This window comes from Labrys sp. Lb11, assembly GCF_057554225.1.
Window position 1 is genome coordinate 195935 of the sequence record NZ_BAAJOT010000007.1, and the last position, 15391, is coordinate 211325.

Genomic DNA, 15391 nt, shown 5'->3' on the forward strand with positions numbered 1-15391 from the left:
CAAGGCCGGCCCGAGCCGACCTTGCCCACCGTAGCGGCCGACGCTAGCGTTGCAGGCAAACGTGGCGTTTGGGGGAACCCATCACTGTGAGGTCGATTGCTATAGCCGCCCTGGCGTTGATCGCCGGAGCCTGCGTGTCATCGCCGGGGGCCCAGGCCGAGCCGAGGTGGACCAACCCACCCGGCCCCTACGTCCATCGGGGCTCGGGCTTCGTCTTCCCGACATCGGTGGGAGAGTTCCAACGGATCAGCGTCACGCTCTACGACGCGGACGAGATGGATGTCAGCGCCGCATACAGGAGCGGTGCCGAGGCCGATCGGATTACGGTAACCGTCTACGTCTATCCCGCTCCTCCGATCGAAGCCGCCGGCCTGTCGAAGGCTGCGCTCGTGGCGGCTCAGGATCAGGCATGCGCCCAGCACTTCGAAAGCATGATGAACGACGTCGTTCAGTTCAACCCCAGCGCCCGGCGCGTCGAGCTTGGGGCCCTCGCCTCCCCGTCACCGACACACATGCAGCCTGGCAGAAAGGCAGTCTTCTCTTTCGAGCGTCCCTTCGCCGGCCTGGCGCAGAAAGTGCGGTCGGAAGCGGACTTGTTCTGCTATGTCGACGGTCAATGGCTCATCGCCTATCGGACAACGGCGGCGGCAAGCGCCGACTCGGAGCCTGCGCTCGCCCGGTTGATGCGAGAGCTGAAATGGCCGGAAGGGCGCTGACGTCATTATAATACCGCCAATCCGACAAGTGTCTTCTGAGGGATCAAGCCAGGCGCGCCTCACCATCTCCCATAGTGGCGGCCGAAGCGAACGTGGCCGAGGAGAACCTATGCCGAATCCGTCTTCCCTCCCCTGGCAGGTCTGGGCGCTGCTCTCCGCCGCCTTCGCCGCCCTCACCGCCATCTTCGCCAAGATCGGCGTGGCCGAGATCAATTCCGATTTCGCCACCCTGATCCGCACCGCCGTGATCCTGGTGGTGCTGGCGGCGATCGTCACCGCCACCGGCCAGTTCCAGGCGCCGGCCTCGATCCCCGGGCGCACCTACGGCTTCCTGGTGCTGTCGGGCCTCGCCACCGGCGCCTCGTGGCTGTGCTATTTCCGTGCCCTGCAGCTCGGCAACGCCGCCCAGGTCGCGCCGATCGACAAGCTCAGCGTCGTGCTGGTGGCGGTGTTCGGCGTCGCCTTCCTCGGCGAGAGCCTGAGCGTGAAGAACTGGCTCGGCATCGCCATGATCGCCGGAGGCGCGGTGCTGGTGGCCATGCGGGCCTGAGCCGTCCTTGGAGCCCGGCGCGGCCGGCTTTCGAGCGAGACTCTTACGCCTTGCTCCTCGGACGGTTTTGCGCTATCGACCGCGCGAATTTTCCAACAGCATCGCGCTGCACCTCCGGGTCTCGTCCCGGCTCGAACCAGGATTGACGGCCATGAAGGACAACATCCACCCCGACTATCACGACATCAAGATCGTCATGACCGACGGCACCGAGTTCGTCACCCGCTCGACCTACGGCAAGGCCGGCGACACGCTGCAGCTCGACATCGACCCCAAGACCCATCCGGCCTGGACCGGCGGCTCCCAGCAGCTCCTGGACCGCGGCGGCCGCGTCTCCAAGTTCAACCAGCGCTTCGCCGGCATCAGCTTCAAGCGCTGATTCCCCGAGCAGGTTCGACCGACGGAGGCGGGCTTTCGGCCCGCCTTTTGTTTTGGGCGAACGATCGATCCGGTACCGGCGGGCCGCCTGGCCCGAGGCCCCTCTCCCGGCGCATCGCGGCCAGGCGCGCTCCCCGGACGGCCGCGAGGGAGCGATCTGGCGGACTCGGCCCGCGCCCGCTCAGTTGCTCCAGCCGCCGTCGATCACATGGATCTGGCCGGTGGTGAAGGTGGCGCCGGCGAGATAGACGACGAGGTCGGCGATCTCCTCCGGCCGGCCGATCCGGCCCATCGGCTGGCGGGCGACGAAGGCGGTACGGGCGGCCTCGAAATCGCCCGTGGCCCGCAGGCGATCCTGCAGCGACGGGCTCTCGACCGTGCCGGGGCAGATGGCGTTGCAGCGGACGCCCTGGGTGACGAAGTCCGCCGCCACCGACTTGGTGATGCCGACCACGGCCGCCTTGGAAGCCTGGTAGGCGAAGCGGTTGGGCACGCCCTTCACGCTCGAGGCGACCGAGGACATGTTGACGATCGAGCCGCCGCCCCTGGCGATCATGCCGGGCAGCACGGCGCGGATCATGTGGAACATGGCGGTGGCGTTGAGGTCGAAGGCGAAGGCCCAGTCCTTCTCCGAGCACTCCAGGATAGTGCCGGCATGCACCACGCCGGCGCAGTTGAACAGGATGTCGACGCCGTCCGGGATGCCGGCGACGAAGGCGGTGATCGCCTCGTTCGACAGGACGTCGAGCCGCGCCGTGCTGACGCCGGGCACGGAAGCGAGGTCGCCGAGCTTGTCGGCGGCGATGTCGGTCGCGTGCACCCTGGCGCCGGCCGCCGCCAGCGCCTCGGCCGCGGCGCGGCCGATGCCCTGGGCCGCGGCGGTGACGAGGGCGGTCTTGCCTTTGAGATCGATGGTCATGGCGGGGGTGTCCCTTGGTTCGACGTGCAGGATGAGGCGGCCGCCCGGCATCGCCCCCGGCCGCATCGGCAGGGATAATGCGGATGGAGCCCGGTTCAAAGCCCCGTGAACGGCGCCCCGCGACGCCTCAGGTCAGGCATTCGCTGAATCTACGGGCGGTTCCAGGGATTGGTCACGGCAAGCCCCACCGCCTGAAAAAGCGCGACGCGCCTCGTCGGAAACATTCCGCACCGTCAGGACAGACATAGTCAAAGCCTCTCTCGTGCTTTCACTGCCTTCAATTGCATGCTCGTGACAGCATCAGGACAAGGCCGGTCCTTCAAACCGGCCGACCTTCGGTCGGGCCCTCAGTCGCAATGAAACACTTCTTCCATCGGCGCCCACCATTCGCCGGGCTTGCGGCTCTCCAGGGGCCGCTGCATCGGACCGCACACCGACCACCATTCCCGTGTCTTCGGATCGGCGGCCATCTCTGCCGAATCGGCGGCGAAATCCGAGCCGTGATACTCGAAGCTGGCGAAGAGCAGGTTCTCCGGCTCGCGCAGGAAGATCGAATAGTTCCGGATGTTGCAGTCGGCGATCTTGGCCAGCACCTCCGGCCAGACCGCGGCGTGCAGCCGCTTGTACTCGGGGATCGCCTCAGGGCTCAGCCCGATCACCATGCCCATGCGCTGCATGCCGCTCTTCCTCGCGTCCCGCCGATGCTGCGCGGGTCCACCTCCATTCATAGGCGAGCCGCCCGCCGTTGCAACGTCCATCCGCGGCCGCGAACGGCCCGTCTCCCGGGGGCACGAGGGTCATGGGCGGGCGATCCGCCCATGACCTCGTCCGGCCGCTCCTACAGGACGAAATCGGCGGCCTGCAGCGTGGCGACGCCGTTGAGCTGGACCGAGACATCGGCCGCCCCGTCCCCGTCGACGTCGCCATAGACGAAGGCGTTGCCGTTCACCACCGCGTAGCGCAGCTCGCCCGCGTGATGGCTGAAGCCGGCGGTGCCGACGAAGGTGAACGCCTGGTCCCCGGCAACGCCGATGTCGGCGTCGATGCCCGACAGGACGATCCGGTCGCGCTCCGCGTGGTGGAAGTCCAGGATCACGTCGCGTCCGCTGCCGGACTGGTTGCTGTCGGCGACCGAGGCGAAGACGAAGCTGTCCGCCCCGGCGCCGCCGGTCAGCTTGTCGGCCCCGAGGCCGCCGGCAAGCCGGTCATTGCCATCCCTGCCGTCGAGGCTGTTGTTGCCGTCATTGCCCGTGATGACATTGGCGAGGGCGTTGCCGGCGGCGTTGATGGCCTTGGCGCCGGTCAGGGCGAGGTTCTCGACCGCGCCGAGCACATGGCTGCCGTCGGCCAGGTCGAAGCTGATCGAGGCCCTGACACTGTCCAAACCGAGGGTCCCGGTCTCGTCGACGACGTCGCCGGCATTGTCGACGACATAGGTGTCGCTGCCGTTGCCGCCGATCATCCGGTCGGCGCCGGCGCCGCCGTCGAGGCTGTTGGCGCCGGCATTGCCGGTCAGCGTGTTGGCGAGGGCATTGCCCGTGCCGCCGATGGCGCCCGAGCCGGTCAGCACCAGGTTCTCGACATAGGCCGCGAGGGCAAAGGTGACGGAGCTGCGGACCGTATCGTTGCCGCCGCCCACGGCCTCGACGACCATGTCCCCGGTATTGTCGACGACATAAATGTCGTCGCCGCCGCCTCCCGTCATCCTGTCGGCGCCGGCGCCGCCGTCGAGCACGTTTGCCGCAGCATTGCCGACGAGGGCGTTGTCCAGGCTGTTGCCGGTGCCGTCGATCTTCGCGGTGCCGGTGAGCCGGAGGGTCTCGATCTGGGCGGCGAGGGTCCAACTGATCGAGCTCTGCACGGTGTCGTTGCCGCCGCCCGCGAACTCGACCGTCCGGTCGCCGGCATTGTCGACGACATAGGTGTCGTCGCCGGCCCCGCCGGTCATCACGTCGGCGCCGCCGCCGCCGTTCAGCACATTGGCCGCCGCGGTGCCGACGATGACGTTGTCCAGGCCGTTGCCGATGCCGCGGATCGCCGCGCCGGTCAGCCGCAGCGTCTCGACCTGCCCGGCCAGCGTCCAGTCGACGGAGCTCAGCACCGTGTCGTTGCCGCCGCCGGCCACTTCGATCGTCTTGTCGCCGGCATTGTCGACGACATAGGTGTCGTCGCCGGCCCCGCCGGTCATCACATCGGCGCCGGCGCCGCCGTTCAGCACATTGGCCGCCGCGGTGCCGACGATGACATTGTCCAGGCCGTTGCCGATGCCGCGGATCGCCGCGCCGGTCAGCCGCAGCGTCTCGACCTGCGCGGCCAGCGTCCAGTCGACGGAGCTCAGCACCGTGTCGTTGCCGCCGCCGGCCACTTCGATCGTCTTGTCGCCGGCATTGTCGACGACATAGGTGTCGTCGCCGGCCCCGCCGGTGAGGATGTCGGCGCCGGCGCCGCCGTCCAGCCTGTTGGCCGCGGCGTTGCCGGTGAACACGTCGTTGCCGGCGCCGCCCGTGGCGTTCTCGAAATTGCTGAGCGTGTCCGTGCCGTCGCCGGTCGCCGTGCCGCCGCCGCTGGCGGTCATGACCCATGTCACGCCGGCGGTGGCATCGCTCCAGTCCGCCGTGTCGTTGCCGCCGCCGCCATCCAGCGTGTCGTTGCCGCCACCGCCGCGGACGATGTCGTCGCCGCCGAGCAGCACGATGCTGTCATTGCCCGAGCCCAGCCGCACGTCGAAGCGCTCGATATTCGTGAAGCTGACCTGGGTGTTGCTGAAGTCGGTGATGGTGTTGGCGCCGGCCATGGCGAAGTTGGCGGTGTCGCCGGTCCAGTCGATCACCAGGAGGTCGTCGCCGGCGCCGCCGTCGACGGTGTCGATGCCGCCGCCGACCCCGAGCGTGTCGTTGCCGTCGAAGCCGTTGAGCACGTCGGCAATGCCGTCATTGGGGTCGTCGTGCCGGGTGATCAGCACGTCGTCGCCTTTGCTGCCGGTGATGGAGAGCCCCTCGATGCCGGTAAGCGAGCTGCGATTGCCGATGTCCTGCACCCCGGCAAGGCCGAGGTCGACGGTGAAGCCGGCGGTGAAGGCCGAGAGGTCCGCCGCCCAGATGTCGGTGCCCGTGCCGCCGTCGACCACCGCCGCTCCGGCCCCCGTGTTCAGCGTGTCGTTGCCGGCGCCGCCGTGGACGATGTCGTCGCCGCCGAGCAGCACGATGGAATCGTTGCCCGAGCCCAGCGTCACGTCGAAGCGCTCGATATTCGTGAAGGTGACCTGGGTGTTGCTGAAGTCGGTGATCCTGTTGGCGCCGGCCATGCCGAAGCTGGCGGTATCACTCGCCCAGTCGATGACCAGGAGGTCGTCGCCGGCGCCGCCGTCGACGGTGTCGATGCCGCCGCCGACCCCGAGCGTGTCGTTGCCGTCGAAGCCGTTGAGCACGTCGGCAATGCCGTCATTGGGGTCGTCGTGCCGGGTGATCAGCACGTCGTCGCCCTTGCTGCCGGTGATGGCGAGGCCCTCGATGCCGGTGAGCGAGCTGCGATTGCCGATGTCCTGCGCCCCGGCAAGGCCGAGGTCGACGGTGAAGCCGGCGGTGAAGGCCGAAAGGTCCGCCGCCCAGATGTCGGTGCCCGTGCCGCCGTCGACCACCGCCGCCCCGGCCCCCGTGTTCAGCGTGTCGTTGCCGCCGCCGCCGCGGACGATATCGTCGCCGCCGAGCAGCACGATGGAATCGTTGCCCGAGCCCAGCGTCACGTCGAAGCGCTCGATATTCGCGAAGGTGACCTGGGTGTTGCTGAAGTCGGTGATCCTGTTGGCGCCGGCCATGCCGAAGCTGGCGGTATCACTCGCCCAGTCGATGACCAGGAGGTCGTCGCCGGCACCGCCGTCGACGGTGTCGATGCCACCGCCGACCCCGAGCGTGTCGTTGCCGTCGAAGCCGTTGAGCACGTCGGCAATGCCGTCATTGGGGTCGTCGTGCCGGGTGATCAGCACGTCGTCGCCCTTGCTGCCGGTGACGACGAGGCCCTCGATGCCGGTGAGCGAGCTGCGATTGCCGATGGCCTGCGTGCCGGCAAGGCCGAGGTCGACGGTGAAGCCGGTCACGAAGGCGGACAGGTCCGCCGCCCAGATGTCGGTGCCGGAGCCGCCGTCGACCACCGCCGCCCCGGCGGCCGTGTTCAACGTGTCGTTGCCGCCGCCGCCACGGACGATATCGTCACCGCCGGTCAGCACGACGGAATCGTTGCCGGATCCGAAGGTGGCGTCGAAGCTCTCGATCCGGGAGAAGTTGACCTGCGTATTGCTGAAGTTGCTGATCGCACCGGCGCCGGCCATGACGAAGCCGAGCGTGTCGCTATGCCAGTCGATCACCAGGAGATCGTTGCCGATGCCGCCGTCCACGGTGTCGACGCCGCCACTCACCGTGATGATGTCGTTGCCGTTGCTGCCGCTGAGGGTCTCGTTGCCGGTGATGGTGTCGTGCAGGATGATGCGATCATTGTCGCTCCAGCTCACCAGGCCGAAGGACAGGGCGGAGAAGGTCGCGCTGCTCTGAACGAAGATCTCGAGCGTGTCCTGATAACCGCTGCCGACATAGACCGAATCCGTGTGCAGCCCCGGGCCGGCGTAATATTGCGAGGAGGCGAGCTGGACCCGGGTATCTCCGGACGTCGCGAAGGTAATGCCGTCATAATGTTCCAGATCGGTCCCGCGAAGGTCGACGAGTCCCGAGCCGTTGACTTGAAAATTGGCCATTGCATCCTCTGCCGTGTTGACGTGGTTCGTCCCGCCGGGGATGCGCATGCTGCCTGCGGGCAATGCCTCGCCGTCCGACGGTCCGCAGCCGGACGCGCGGCCGCGAGCCTCGCGACGGAGGATCCCGGCTCGCGCGCCGGCACGCCCCGGCCGGCCGCAACGGCGATGGACATCGACCCGGGGGATCGCCCGACCGCCCCTCGAACCAAGCCGCGATCATCTGCCGGGCCATCATCCGGCCGGCATCAGGCATCCCTGGAGAATTTTCCGAAAGTCCGAGGAATAGTTCCACGGCCCTCCGCCGCCGTCATCTCCACCGTTCGTGGACTTGACTTTTGCGGCGTTTCAGGACAGCCCGCCGAGGACCAGTTGCGCCACCGCCTGGGGGCGCGTGCGGACGCCGAGCTTGCGGCGGGCCTGGTCGACATAGGTCTTCACCGTCGCGGGCGACAGGCCCATGATCGTACCGATCTCCCAGTCCGTCTTGCCGGCGCCGACCCAGCGCAGGCATTCCAGCTCCCGGTGCGTCAGCGCCGCCTTGGGGTCGGCGATCGCGGCGATGCCCCACAGTTCCCGGCAGCGCTCATGGGTGAGGAAGGACAGGATATGCAGCCGGTTGCGCAGGGCCGGCGGCATCGGCCGCTCCTTGCCGGCCATGGCGACGATGGCGAGATATCCGCCCGGCCCGTGGATCGGCACCGACAGGCCGTCCGTCCAGCCCCATTCCACCGCGGTGTCCCAGATGTCCTGCTCGGCCTGCGACAGCGTCCGCGCCGACTTGGCTTCCAGCCAGGTGAAGGGCGCGATGCGGCGTCGGGCTTCGGCGACGCTGTAATCGGCCGCGACGAAGTTGCGCCGGTGATAGAGCTCCATCCATTCCGGCGGCCAGTCGAGGAAGAAGAAAAGCGACTCCGGTCCCTTGTCCGTCGGCAGGAACGCGCCGCAGGCGCTCGCGGTGTAGCCGTAGGCGGCGATCTCGCCCTTGAAATAGGCCTTCACCGCCTCGATCGACGCGCACGCCGCCAGCGCCTCGGCAAATTCACCGCCCATCCCTGCCCCCGGTCTCGCGGACTTCGCAAAATCTTATCGAGACCGGGACATGCCGCAAGGGCGGCGGGCCCATCCGACACGGCTCGCGGCGCCTCAGCGCGATTTTATCCGAAAATGGGCAGCGGCAGCCGAGGTCGCGGCGGGGCGCGGCTGGTTCCTCAGCCCCGGTGAGCCAGGATGTTGACGAGGTTGCCGCAGGGATCGCGCAGATAGAAGCGCCGGACGCCCCACGGCTCGTCGGCCGGACCGTAGGCGATCTCGTATCCGGCCGCGACGGCGCGCCGGTGCGCCGCGTCGACGTCGTCGACCTCGATCGACAGGGACGGGACCGGCGTGCCCGAGCCGCCCTCGCTGGCGACGCTGAGCTGCACCCGCATCGTCGCGTCGCCGGCGAAGGTCAGGATCCAGCCATGGTCCATCGCGACGTCGAGCCCGAGCAGCTCGCCGTAGAAGGCTCGAGCGGCCGCCGGGTCGGCGGCGGCGAGGTTGGCGACGATGCGGCGGACGGTCATGGCCTCCTCACGTCGAGGCCGGCAGGGCGGTCAGGTCCCAGCTCCGCGCCTGCCCGTCGATGGTCAGCTCCAGCCTCACCCCGGCCAGCCCCGGCGGCAGCACCGGCGTGGCGCTCCGCTCGCCGTAATGGCGGCGGATGCCGAGCGCATGACCGATCAGCGCGTTGGTGTAGAGGCCGGGGCCGCTGGAATAGATGCGCCAGCCGCCGTCGGCCGGGATGCCGCCGGTCCGGACGAGACCCCAGTCGCGGCTCGCCGCCGCCCGGTCCGGGAAGGCGGCGTCGCTGCTGGAGAAATAGCAGTTGCGCTGGCGCGGCGAGGCATGCGCCAGCCGCTCGGTCACGGTGATCGGGTTGGCCACGGCCAGCGCCGTCCACAGCTCTTCCGCCTCGCCCAGGAGAGCCATCGCCTCGGCGTGCCAGACATGGGCATGGACATACATCAGGCCGATCTCGCGCCCGAAATAGGCGGCGGACTCGGCGCGGCGGAACAGCGTCTCCAGCCCGCCATGATAGGCGACCGGCCGGTCCATCAGCCTGACGCCGTCGGGGAACATGAGGTGCTCGCGGATCACGGCGAGGTGCGTTCGCGCCTCCTCCGGCGTGAACAGGCCGGAGAGGATGGCGCGCGTCATCGGCAGCAGCGAATAATGCAGGCCCGTTCGCCGGTCGCTGGGGTGGAGCACCAGCTCCGTCTCCGCCCGCCCGGGCTCGAACACGCCGTAGCCGGCCACGACGCCGTCGCGCATGAGGTGGCGGTGGAAGTCCGCGGCCATGGCGGCGGCGAGTTGCTCCAGCTCCGCCGCCCTGGCCGCGCCGCCGGCGCGGCGCTGCACCTCGGCATAGCGCTTGAGCTGGTGGTAGAGCAGCGCCACCGTCCAGCTCGAGACCATGCGCTCCTGCATCGCCGGATCGACCGGCTGCAGGCTGTCGTTCCAGTCGCCGCCGCCGTAACGCACCAGGTGGGTGCCGGGCACGAACTGGCTCTTCACCGTGTCGAGGAGCTTGTCGACATGGGCGGCGACGCTGCTGGTCCGCTCGGTGCGGGCAAAACCGTCCTCGCGCCGCCAGGCCACGGGCTCGTCGAGGAAGGCCAGGTCGTTGGTGGCCTCGATATAGTCGCACAGCGCCTTCAGCGGCCAGACGATGACGTCGCCATGCGAATGGGTGTCCTGGATGATGGAATAGGGCTCCAGCATGAACCATTGCGGCCAGCTGCCGAGGGTCTCGTATTGCTGGGCGAAGACGGTGCGCAGGATGTCCTTCACCGGCGCGTCATGCTCGAGCGCCAGCATGAACTCCACCGGCCCCTGGCAGACGTCGCGCGTGCCCCAGGCCGCGCCGGTGTACTGCTCCAGCCCGTGCGGCACGGTGAGGTGCATCATCACATTGTGGGCGAGCCAGGGAAACACCGTGGCGATGTCGGCGATCTCCGCCGCCGAACGGCCGGCGCCTGCCGCACGGTCCGACCCGTCCGCCCGCAGCCGGAGATCGCGCGTCACATGGCTCCAGTACCGCCTGGCCGGCGCCAGCAGCGCCTCGTCCGCCACCCCCGCCTCATGGCGCTGCGCCAGGCGCTCGGCCTCGGCCGCATCGGTCATCGAGCCGACCACGGCGAAGGAGAAGCCGGTCGTCGGCACGGTGCGCAGGGCGACATGGCCGCCCTGGCGCCAGACGCCGTCGGCGTGCAGCAGTTCGTCGCCGCCGATCGCCTCGATCGCCTCGGGCGTGCCGCTGACCAGGTGATAGACCGCGTCGGGATAGCGCTGGCCCCAGAGCCAGGCCGGATCCGGCCGGAAGGACAGGCGCTTGCGCGCGGGGTCGACCGTCACCGGGCTGGCATGGTCGAGCTCCCGCTCGCCGAGCACGAGATGGCCGAAGACCAGGAAGCGGCAGGGCTCGCCCGCCACCTCGACCCGCCACTGCATGGCCGCGTCATCGCCGGCGGCGATGGCCCGGACGGTGATGGTGCGATCGTCCAGCCGGTAGATCCAGCGGCAGTCGCTGAGGCCGATGTCGAAGGCCGAGGGCACCGCCAGCAGGCGCCAGGCGCCGGCGATCTCGGCGAGGATGCGCAGGCCGCTCGCCCGGGTGATGTTGTAGGGGTCGCGCGAGACCGAGAACAGCTTGTGGAACGAGGTGTTGCCGATGGTCAGCTGCGCCGCGAACACGCCGTGCATCCAGGCGGTGGCGCACAGCGTCGTCTCGTCGAGCAGCATGCCCTGGCCGCTGCGCAGCAGGGTGCCGTGGCGGCGCGGCACCGCCTCCTCCTTGGCGCGCAGCACGACATGACGGTTCTGCGCACCCTCCGGCACGAAGAAGGACAGGAGGCGGCCGTCGCGCCGCTCCTCATGCGCCCGCTGCGGGAACAGCCGTGCCACCTCGTCTTCGCCGAGGTCGCCCGCGACGACCGGCGCCGCGTCCTGCGGGATGGCGCGCCCGGCCGGCGCCAGCGCCACCGGCTCGGGCCGGAACGCCGCAAGCGCCTGGCGCAGCGCGGCGAGGCGGGCAAGGTCGGCCTCGCCGGAGGCGGCGGGATGGTCCGGCTCGTAGAGGCCGAAGAAGCTCCAGGCGGCGCTGTCGCCCGCGGCCGGCCGCGACTGGAGCGCCGCGCAGGCGACCTCGTGCTGCAGCCGCTCGCCCGGCAGGTCCTGGCCGAAGGCGAGCGCCAGGCCGGCGGCGTCGCGGAAGGCCGGGCCGAACACCTGGCGGGCGTCGGTGGCGAACCCGGCGGCGCCGTCGAGACAGCCCTGCATCAGCCAGGGATGGCCGCCGCCCTGCCCCTGGTTCTGGCGCGACAGCACCACCGCGCCCGCCTGCGGGTCGGTGACGACGGTGTGGTCGATATATTGCGAGACATAGGCCTCGTTGTTCATCAGGAAGCCGCGCTCGCCCAGGCCGATGTCCTGCACCAGCACCGCGTCGCAGGGCCGGCCGCCCAGGCCCTCGGCCTCGACCCGCCACAGCCAGGCATTGCTGTCCGGATGCAGCCAGAGGGTGACGCGGTGGCGCACCCCCGCCGTCTCCCCGGCCCAGACGATGCGGTCCGTGCCGACGCCGACCGCGATGCGCGCGCTGCCGCCGCAGACCTCGACCGTCCGCGGCTCCGCGCCGCCGAGGCGCAGCACCAGACGGCCGATGCCGCCCTGCACGGGCGATCCCAGCACCTGGTTGACCATGATCCGGCGATTGTCGCGCTCATGCTCGAGGGCGAAGATCGCCCCGTTCGGCAGCACGCTGGCGGCAAGGCCCGTGCGGTTCGCGACGCGCCTCAGTCCGAGGTCGCCCTCGCGCGGGGTGACGAAGCTGCGCCTGTCGGAATTGGCCATCGTCCTGGTCTCCTGCCTGCCGCCCCGGCTGAGTCGCCCTACGTTACCGCGCGCCCGCCCGGCCTGTCACGGGCGTGGGCCGCATCGACGGATCGGGAGGAGGAGGCCGCGAATGTCCGCGCCTCGATCTTCGGGACGTCCCGGGTCACCGAAATCGTCCCCTCGGCACCGGTCGAGCTTCTGTCCGATCCGGACCCGGCGAGGTCGAGCCGGGCGATGGCGGCGGCGATGCGGACGGGCAGGATCGGCATCGCCGGGCTGCGGGAAGCCCATCGCGGCTGAAGCCCCCGATCGGGCGGTCAAATTGACAGGCCGCGGACGGGCCTGTTACCCCTTGGGCATCTCCTCCGCATGACCATGGCCGCCCGGTGAAGGACTGGATCGTCAAACTCCTGGGCAAGGCGGCGGAGCCGGCGGCGGCCAGGCCCGATGACGGCCTCGATGTCTACAGGTCGCGGCCGGCCGTTTCGGTGGTGATGATCACCGTGATCGGCGTCGATCCGGCCCTGCTCGACGAGGTCGTCACCGTCACCACCGGGCGGCTCTCCCGCGCCGGCCGCCTCGTCTACCTCACCGACTGCGCCGATTTCACGGTGTTCCGGCGCCACGGCGTCATCTTCGAATACCTGCCGCCCCTGGTCGAGCAACGGCTGCACGAGGCGGCGATGCCCTGGCAGGCCTATATGCGCGAGCGCTGGGCGCTGCTGCTGGCCAAGTGGCGGCCCCGGCAGATCCTGACCTACGGCACCAATATCGAGGCCTTCCTCGCTGCCTGCCCGAAGGGGCTCGGGCGCGACGCGCCGGGCCCTGCATGACGCTCAGGCTCGACATCCTCTTCGTCGCCGACGTGCGGTTCGAGGGCGGCACCTCCACCGCCCTCGCCGTCGAGATCCGCGCCGCGGCGCGCGCCGGCCTGCGCGCCGGGCTGCTGGCGGTGAAGGGTCCGCTGCTCGGGCTGCCCTTCCCGATGCATCCGGACCTGCGCGCCCTGGTCGACGACGGCGCGGTCGAACGGGTCGACCCGGACATGCCGGTCGAGACCGGCCTCGTCCTGGTGCATCATCCGACCATCCTGGCCAACCGGCCCAACCGGCCGCTCGCCGTCCGCACCCGCCGGCTGGCGCTGGTGCTGCACCATCCCATGGTCGACCGCGGCGGCCGGCGGCAATACGACGTCGAGAGGGTCGCTCTCCACTGCCACGACGCCTTCCGGGCGCGGGTCGCCCTGGCGCCGGTCAGCGACGTGGTGCGCCGCAGCCTGCCGCGCGACCTGCCGCCTTTCGCCGACCTCCTCGACGAGGACTGGACCAACCTGATCGATCCCGACGACTGGCCGGCGCGCCCGCCGCGCCCGGTCGGCCAGCCGATCGTCATCGGCCGGCACGCGCGTCCGGATCCCTTGAAATGGCCGAGCGCCCCGATCGACGCCACCCGCGTCTATCCGCCGGACGGCGAGCGCTACCGCATCCGCATCCTCGGCGGCGGGCCGTTCCTGGAGGAACTCTACGGGCCGCTGCCGCGCAACTGGGAGCAGTTGCCCTTTTCCTGGACCGGCGTGCCCGAATTCCTCGCCGGCCTCGACTTCTACGTCTATTTCCACAGCGACAGCTGGTCGGAGGCCTTCGGCCGCACCATCCTGGAGGCCCTGCTCGTCGGCCTGGTGGCGGTGCTGCCGCCGCATTTCGAGGGCCTGTTCGGCGAGGCTGCCGTCTATGCCACGCCGCGCGAGGTCGAGCGGGTCGTCGCCCGCTTCGCCGGCGACGCCGAGGCCTATGCCGCGCAGGCCGCCCGGGCCCGCGCCTTTGCCCTGGCCCATTGCTCGATCGACCTCTTCCCCGGCCGCCTCGAACGGCTGGCGTCGTGGTTCCGACGCACGAATCCGGTCGCCGAGCAGGAAACGCGGCACTGGGCCGACGGTCCGGCGGGGACCGTCGGAGCCGGAACGCACGCGGCTGCAGCGGCGCCGGCGTCCGAGCCGGCCGGCTTCGCGCCGGCGCTGCCGGTGCGCAACGTGCTGTTCGCCTCCTCCAACGGCATCGGCGTCGGCCACGTGGCGCAGCAGCTGGCGATCGCCCGGCGCCTGCCGCTCGGGCTGAGGCCGGTGTTCGCCACCATGTCCTATTCGATGAAGGTCGCGGTCGACGAAGGCTACCAGGCGCATTTCCTGACCTATCACCGCCATATCGGCGCCGACCCGGACGACTGGAACCGCGTCCTCGCCGAGGAGCTGTTCGACCTCGTCGGCATGCTGCGTCCGCGCGTCTTCGCCTATGACGCCACCGCGGTGTTCGACGGCGTCGCCCGGGCGCTGGCCATGCACCCGGACCTGTTCTCGATCTGGGTGCGCCGGCCGATGTGGCGCGAGGCCCACCGCCCCTTCCTCGACTATGCCGCCGGCTTCGACGCGGTGATCGAGCCGGGCGAGCTCGCCGAGGAGTTCGACCATGGCCCGACCCGCGCCCTGCGCGACCAGGTGCTGCTGGTGCCGCCGGTGCTGCATCTCGGCCCGGACGAGCGCCTCGATGCCGACACCGCCCGCAAGGCGCTCGACCTGCCGGAGGGACTGACGGTGGTGGCGCTGCAGCTCGGGGCCGGCACGAATTTCGACATGCGCCCGGTACGCCGGGCGCTGATCGACGCCATCCTGGCCCGCCCCGACACGTTCGTCCTCGACATCCGCTCGCCGATCGCCGCCGAGTTCGGACCGGAGGAGCCGGCCGGGCCGCGCCATCGCATCGCCGCCCTGTTCCCGAGCTTTCGCTACAGCCGCGCCTTCGACGCGGCCGTGTCGGCCGCCGGCTACAACGCCTTCCACGAGAACGTGCTTGGCGCGGTGCCGACCCTGTTCGTGCCGAACGAGGCCGACGAGATGGACGTCCAGCTCAGCCGCGCCCGCTGGGCCGAGATCACCGGCCGCGGCTGGCTGATGCGCCGCGACCACGACCTCGCCTTCGTCGAGGCCCATGTCGAGCGCCTGCTCGACCCTGCCGCCCGCGCCGACATCGCCGAGCGCTGCCGGGCCATCGCCTGGACCAACGGCGCCGAGGCGATCGCCCGCTACATCGAGGACCACGCCCGCATCGTGCGGACCGACCGGGACGCCGCAAAGCCGGTGTAGGGACCCGGGGGGCCTTCGCACCGTCGGCGCCGGTCCGGGCGCCCGCTGAACGCGACGGCTCGTCCAGAGCCGATGG

At 70.2% G+C, this 15391-nt stretch carries 12 protein-coding genes; 5 read left to right on the plus strand and 7 right to left on the minus strand.

Annotated features, from left to right (window positions below; all coding sequences use genetic code 11):
* The first annotated feature begins 134 nt into the window (after positions 1-134).
* The 3 genes from AC27L4_RS25970 to rpmE all read left to right on the plus strand — a co-directional run bounded on the left by AC27L4_RS25970 (position 135) and on the right by rpmE (position 1645).
* The gene (locus AC27L4_RS25970) at positions 135-716 is read left to right on the plus strand and encodes a hypothetical protein (protein ID WP_487145429.1); all 582 of its coding nucleotides are present in this window, start codon (positions 135-137) and stop codon (positions 714-716) included.
* Between the two features lie 109 nt (positions 717-825).
* A complete protein-coding gene (locus AC27L4_RS25975; protein ID WP_487145430.1) occupies positions 826-1266 on the plus strand; it encodes an EamA family transporter in 441 nt (146 codons plus the stop codon).
* 151 nt (positions 1267-1417) lie between these two features.
* Entirely contained in the window at positions 1418-1645 is a 228-nt protein-coding gene (gene rpmE, locus AC27L4_RS25980; protein ID WP_487145431.1) for a 50S ribosomal protein L31, read from the plus strand.
* Positions 1646-1825: 180 nt separating this feature from the next.
* Here rpmE and AC27L4_RS25985 read toward each other — a convergent pair whose 3' ends face one another.
* The 7 genes from AC27L4_RS25985 to AC27L4_RS26015 form a co-directional block, all read right to left on the minus strand.
* Complete coding sequence (locus AC27L4_RS25985; RefSeq protein WP_487145432.1) at positions 1826-2563, minus strand: SDR family oxidoreductase; 738 nt, start codon at positions 2561-2563, stop codon at positions 1826-1828.
* A gap of 347 nt (positions 2564-2910) precedes the next feature.
* Entirely contained in the window at positions 2911-3240 is a 330-nt protein-coding gene (locus tag AC27L4_RS25990) for an L-rhamnose mutarotase (protein WP_487145433.1), read from the minus strand.
* 161 nt (positions 3241-3401) lie between these two features.
* Entirely contained in the window at positions 3402-7307 is a 3906-nt protein-coding gene (locus tag AC27L4_RS25995; protein ID WP_487145434.1) for a hypothetical protein, read from the minus strand.
* 345 nt (positions 7308-7652) lie between these two features.
* Positions 7653-8357 carry a LuxR family transcriptional regulator gene (locus AC27L4_RS26000; protein WP_487145435.1) on the minus strand — a complete coding sequence of 235 codons (705 nt, stop codon included), beginning with the start codon at positions 8355-8357 and terminating at the stop codon, positions 7653-7655.
* Positions 8358-8515: 158 nt separating this feature from the next.
* Positions 8516-8869, minus strand: a complete 354-nt coding sequence (locus tag AC27L4_RS26005; RefSeq protein ID WP_487145436.1) for a VOC family protein — start codon at positions 8867-8869, stop codon at positions 8516-8518.
* Between the two features lie 7 nt (positions 8870-8876).
* Positions 8877-12197, minus strand: coding sequence for a GH36-type glycosyl hydrolase domain-containing protein (locus AC27L4_RS26010; RefSeq protein ID WP_487145437.1), 3321 nt, complete (start codon positions 12195-12197; stop codon positions 8877-8879).
* Positions 12198-12235: 38 nt separating this feature from the next.
* The gene (locus AC27L4_RS26015; RefSeq protein WP_487145438.1) at positions 12236-12448 is read right to left on the minus strand and encodes a hypothetical protein; all 213 of its coding nucleotides are present in this window, start codon (positions 12446-12448) and stop codon (positions 12236-12238) included.
* A gap of 117 nt (positions 12449-12565) precedes the next feature.
* Here AC27L4_RS26015 and AC27L4_RS26020 point away from each other — a divergent pair, with 117 nt between their 5' ends.
* Positions 12566-13012 carry a hypothetical protein gene (locus tag AC27L4_RS26020; RefSeq protein WP_487145439.1) on the plus strand — a complete coding sequence of 149 codons (447 nt, stop codon included), beginning with the start codon at positions 12566-12568 and terminating at the stop codon, positions 13010-13012.
* Positions 13009-15315 carry a glycosyltransferase family protein gene (locus AC27L4_RS26025; protein WP_487145441.1) on the plus strand — a complete coding sequence of 769 codons (2307 nt, stop codon included), beginning with the start codon at positions 13009-13011 and terminating at the stop codon, positions 15313-15315. Before AC27L4_RS26020 ends, AC27L4_RS26025 begins: the two co-directional genes overlap by 4 nt.
* Positions 15316-15391 lie beyond the last annotated feature (76 nt).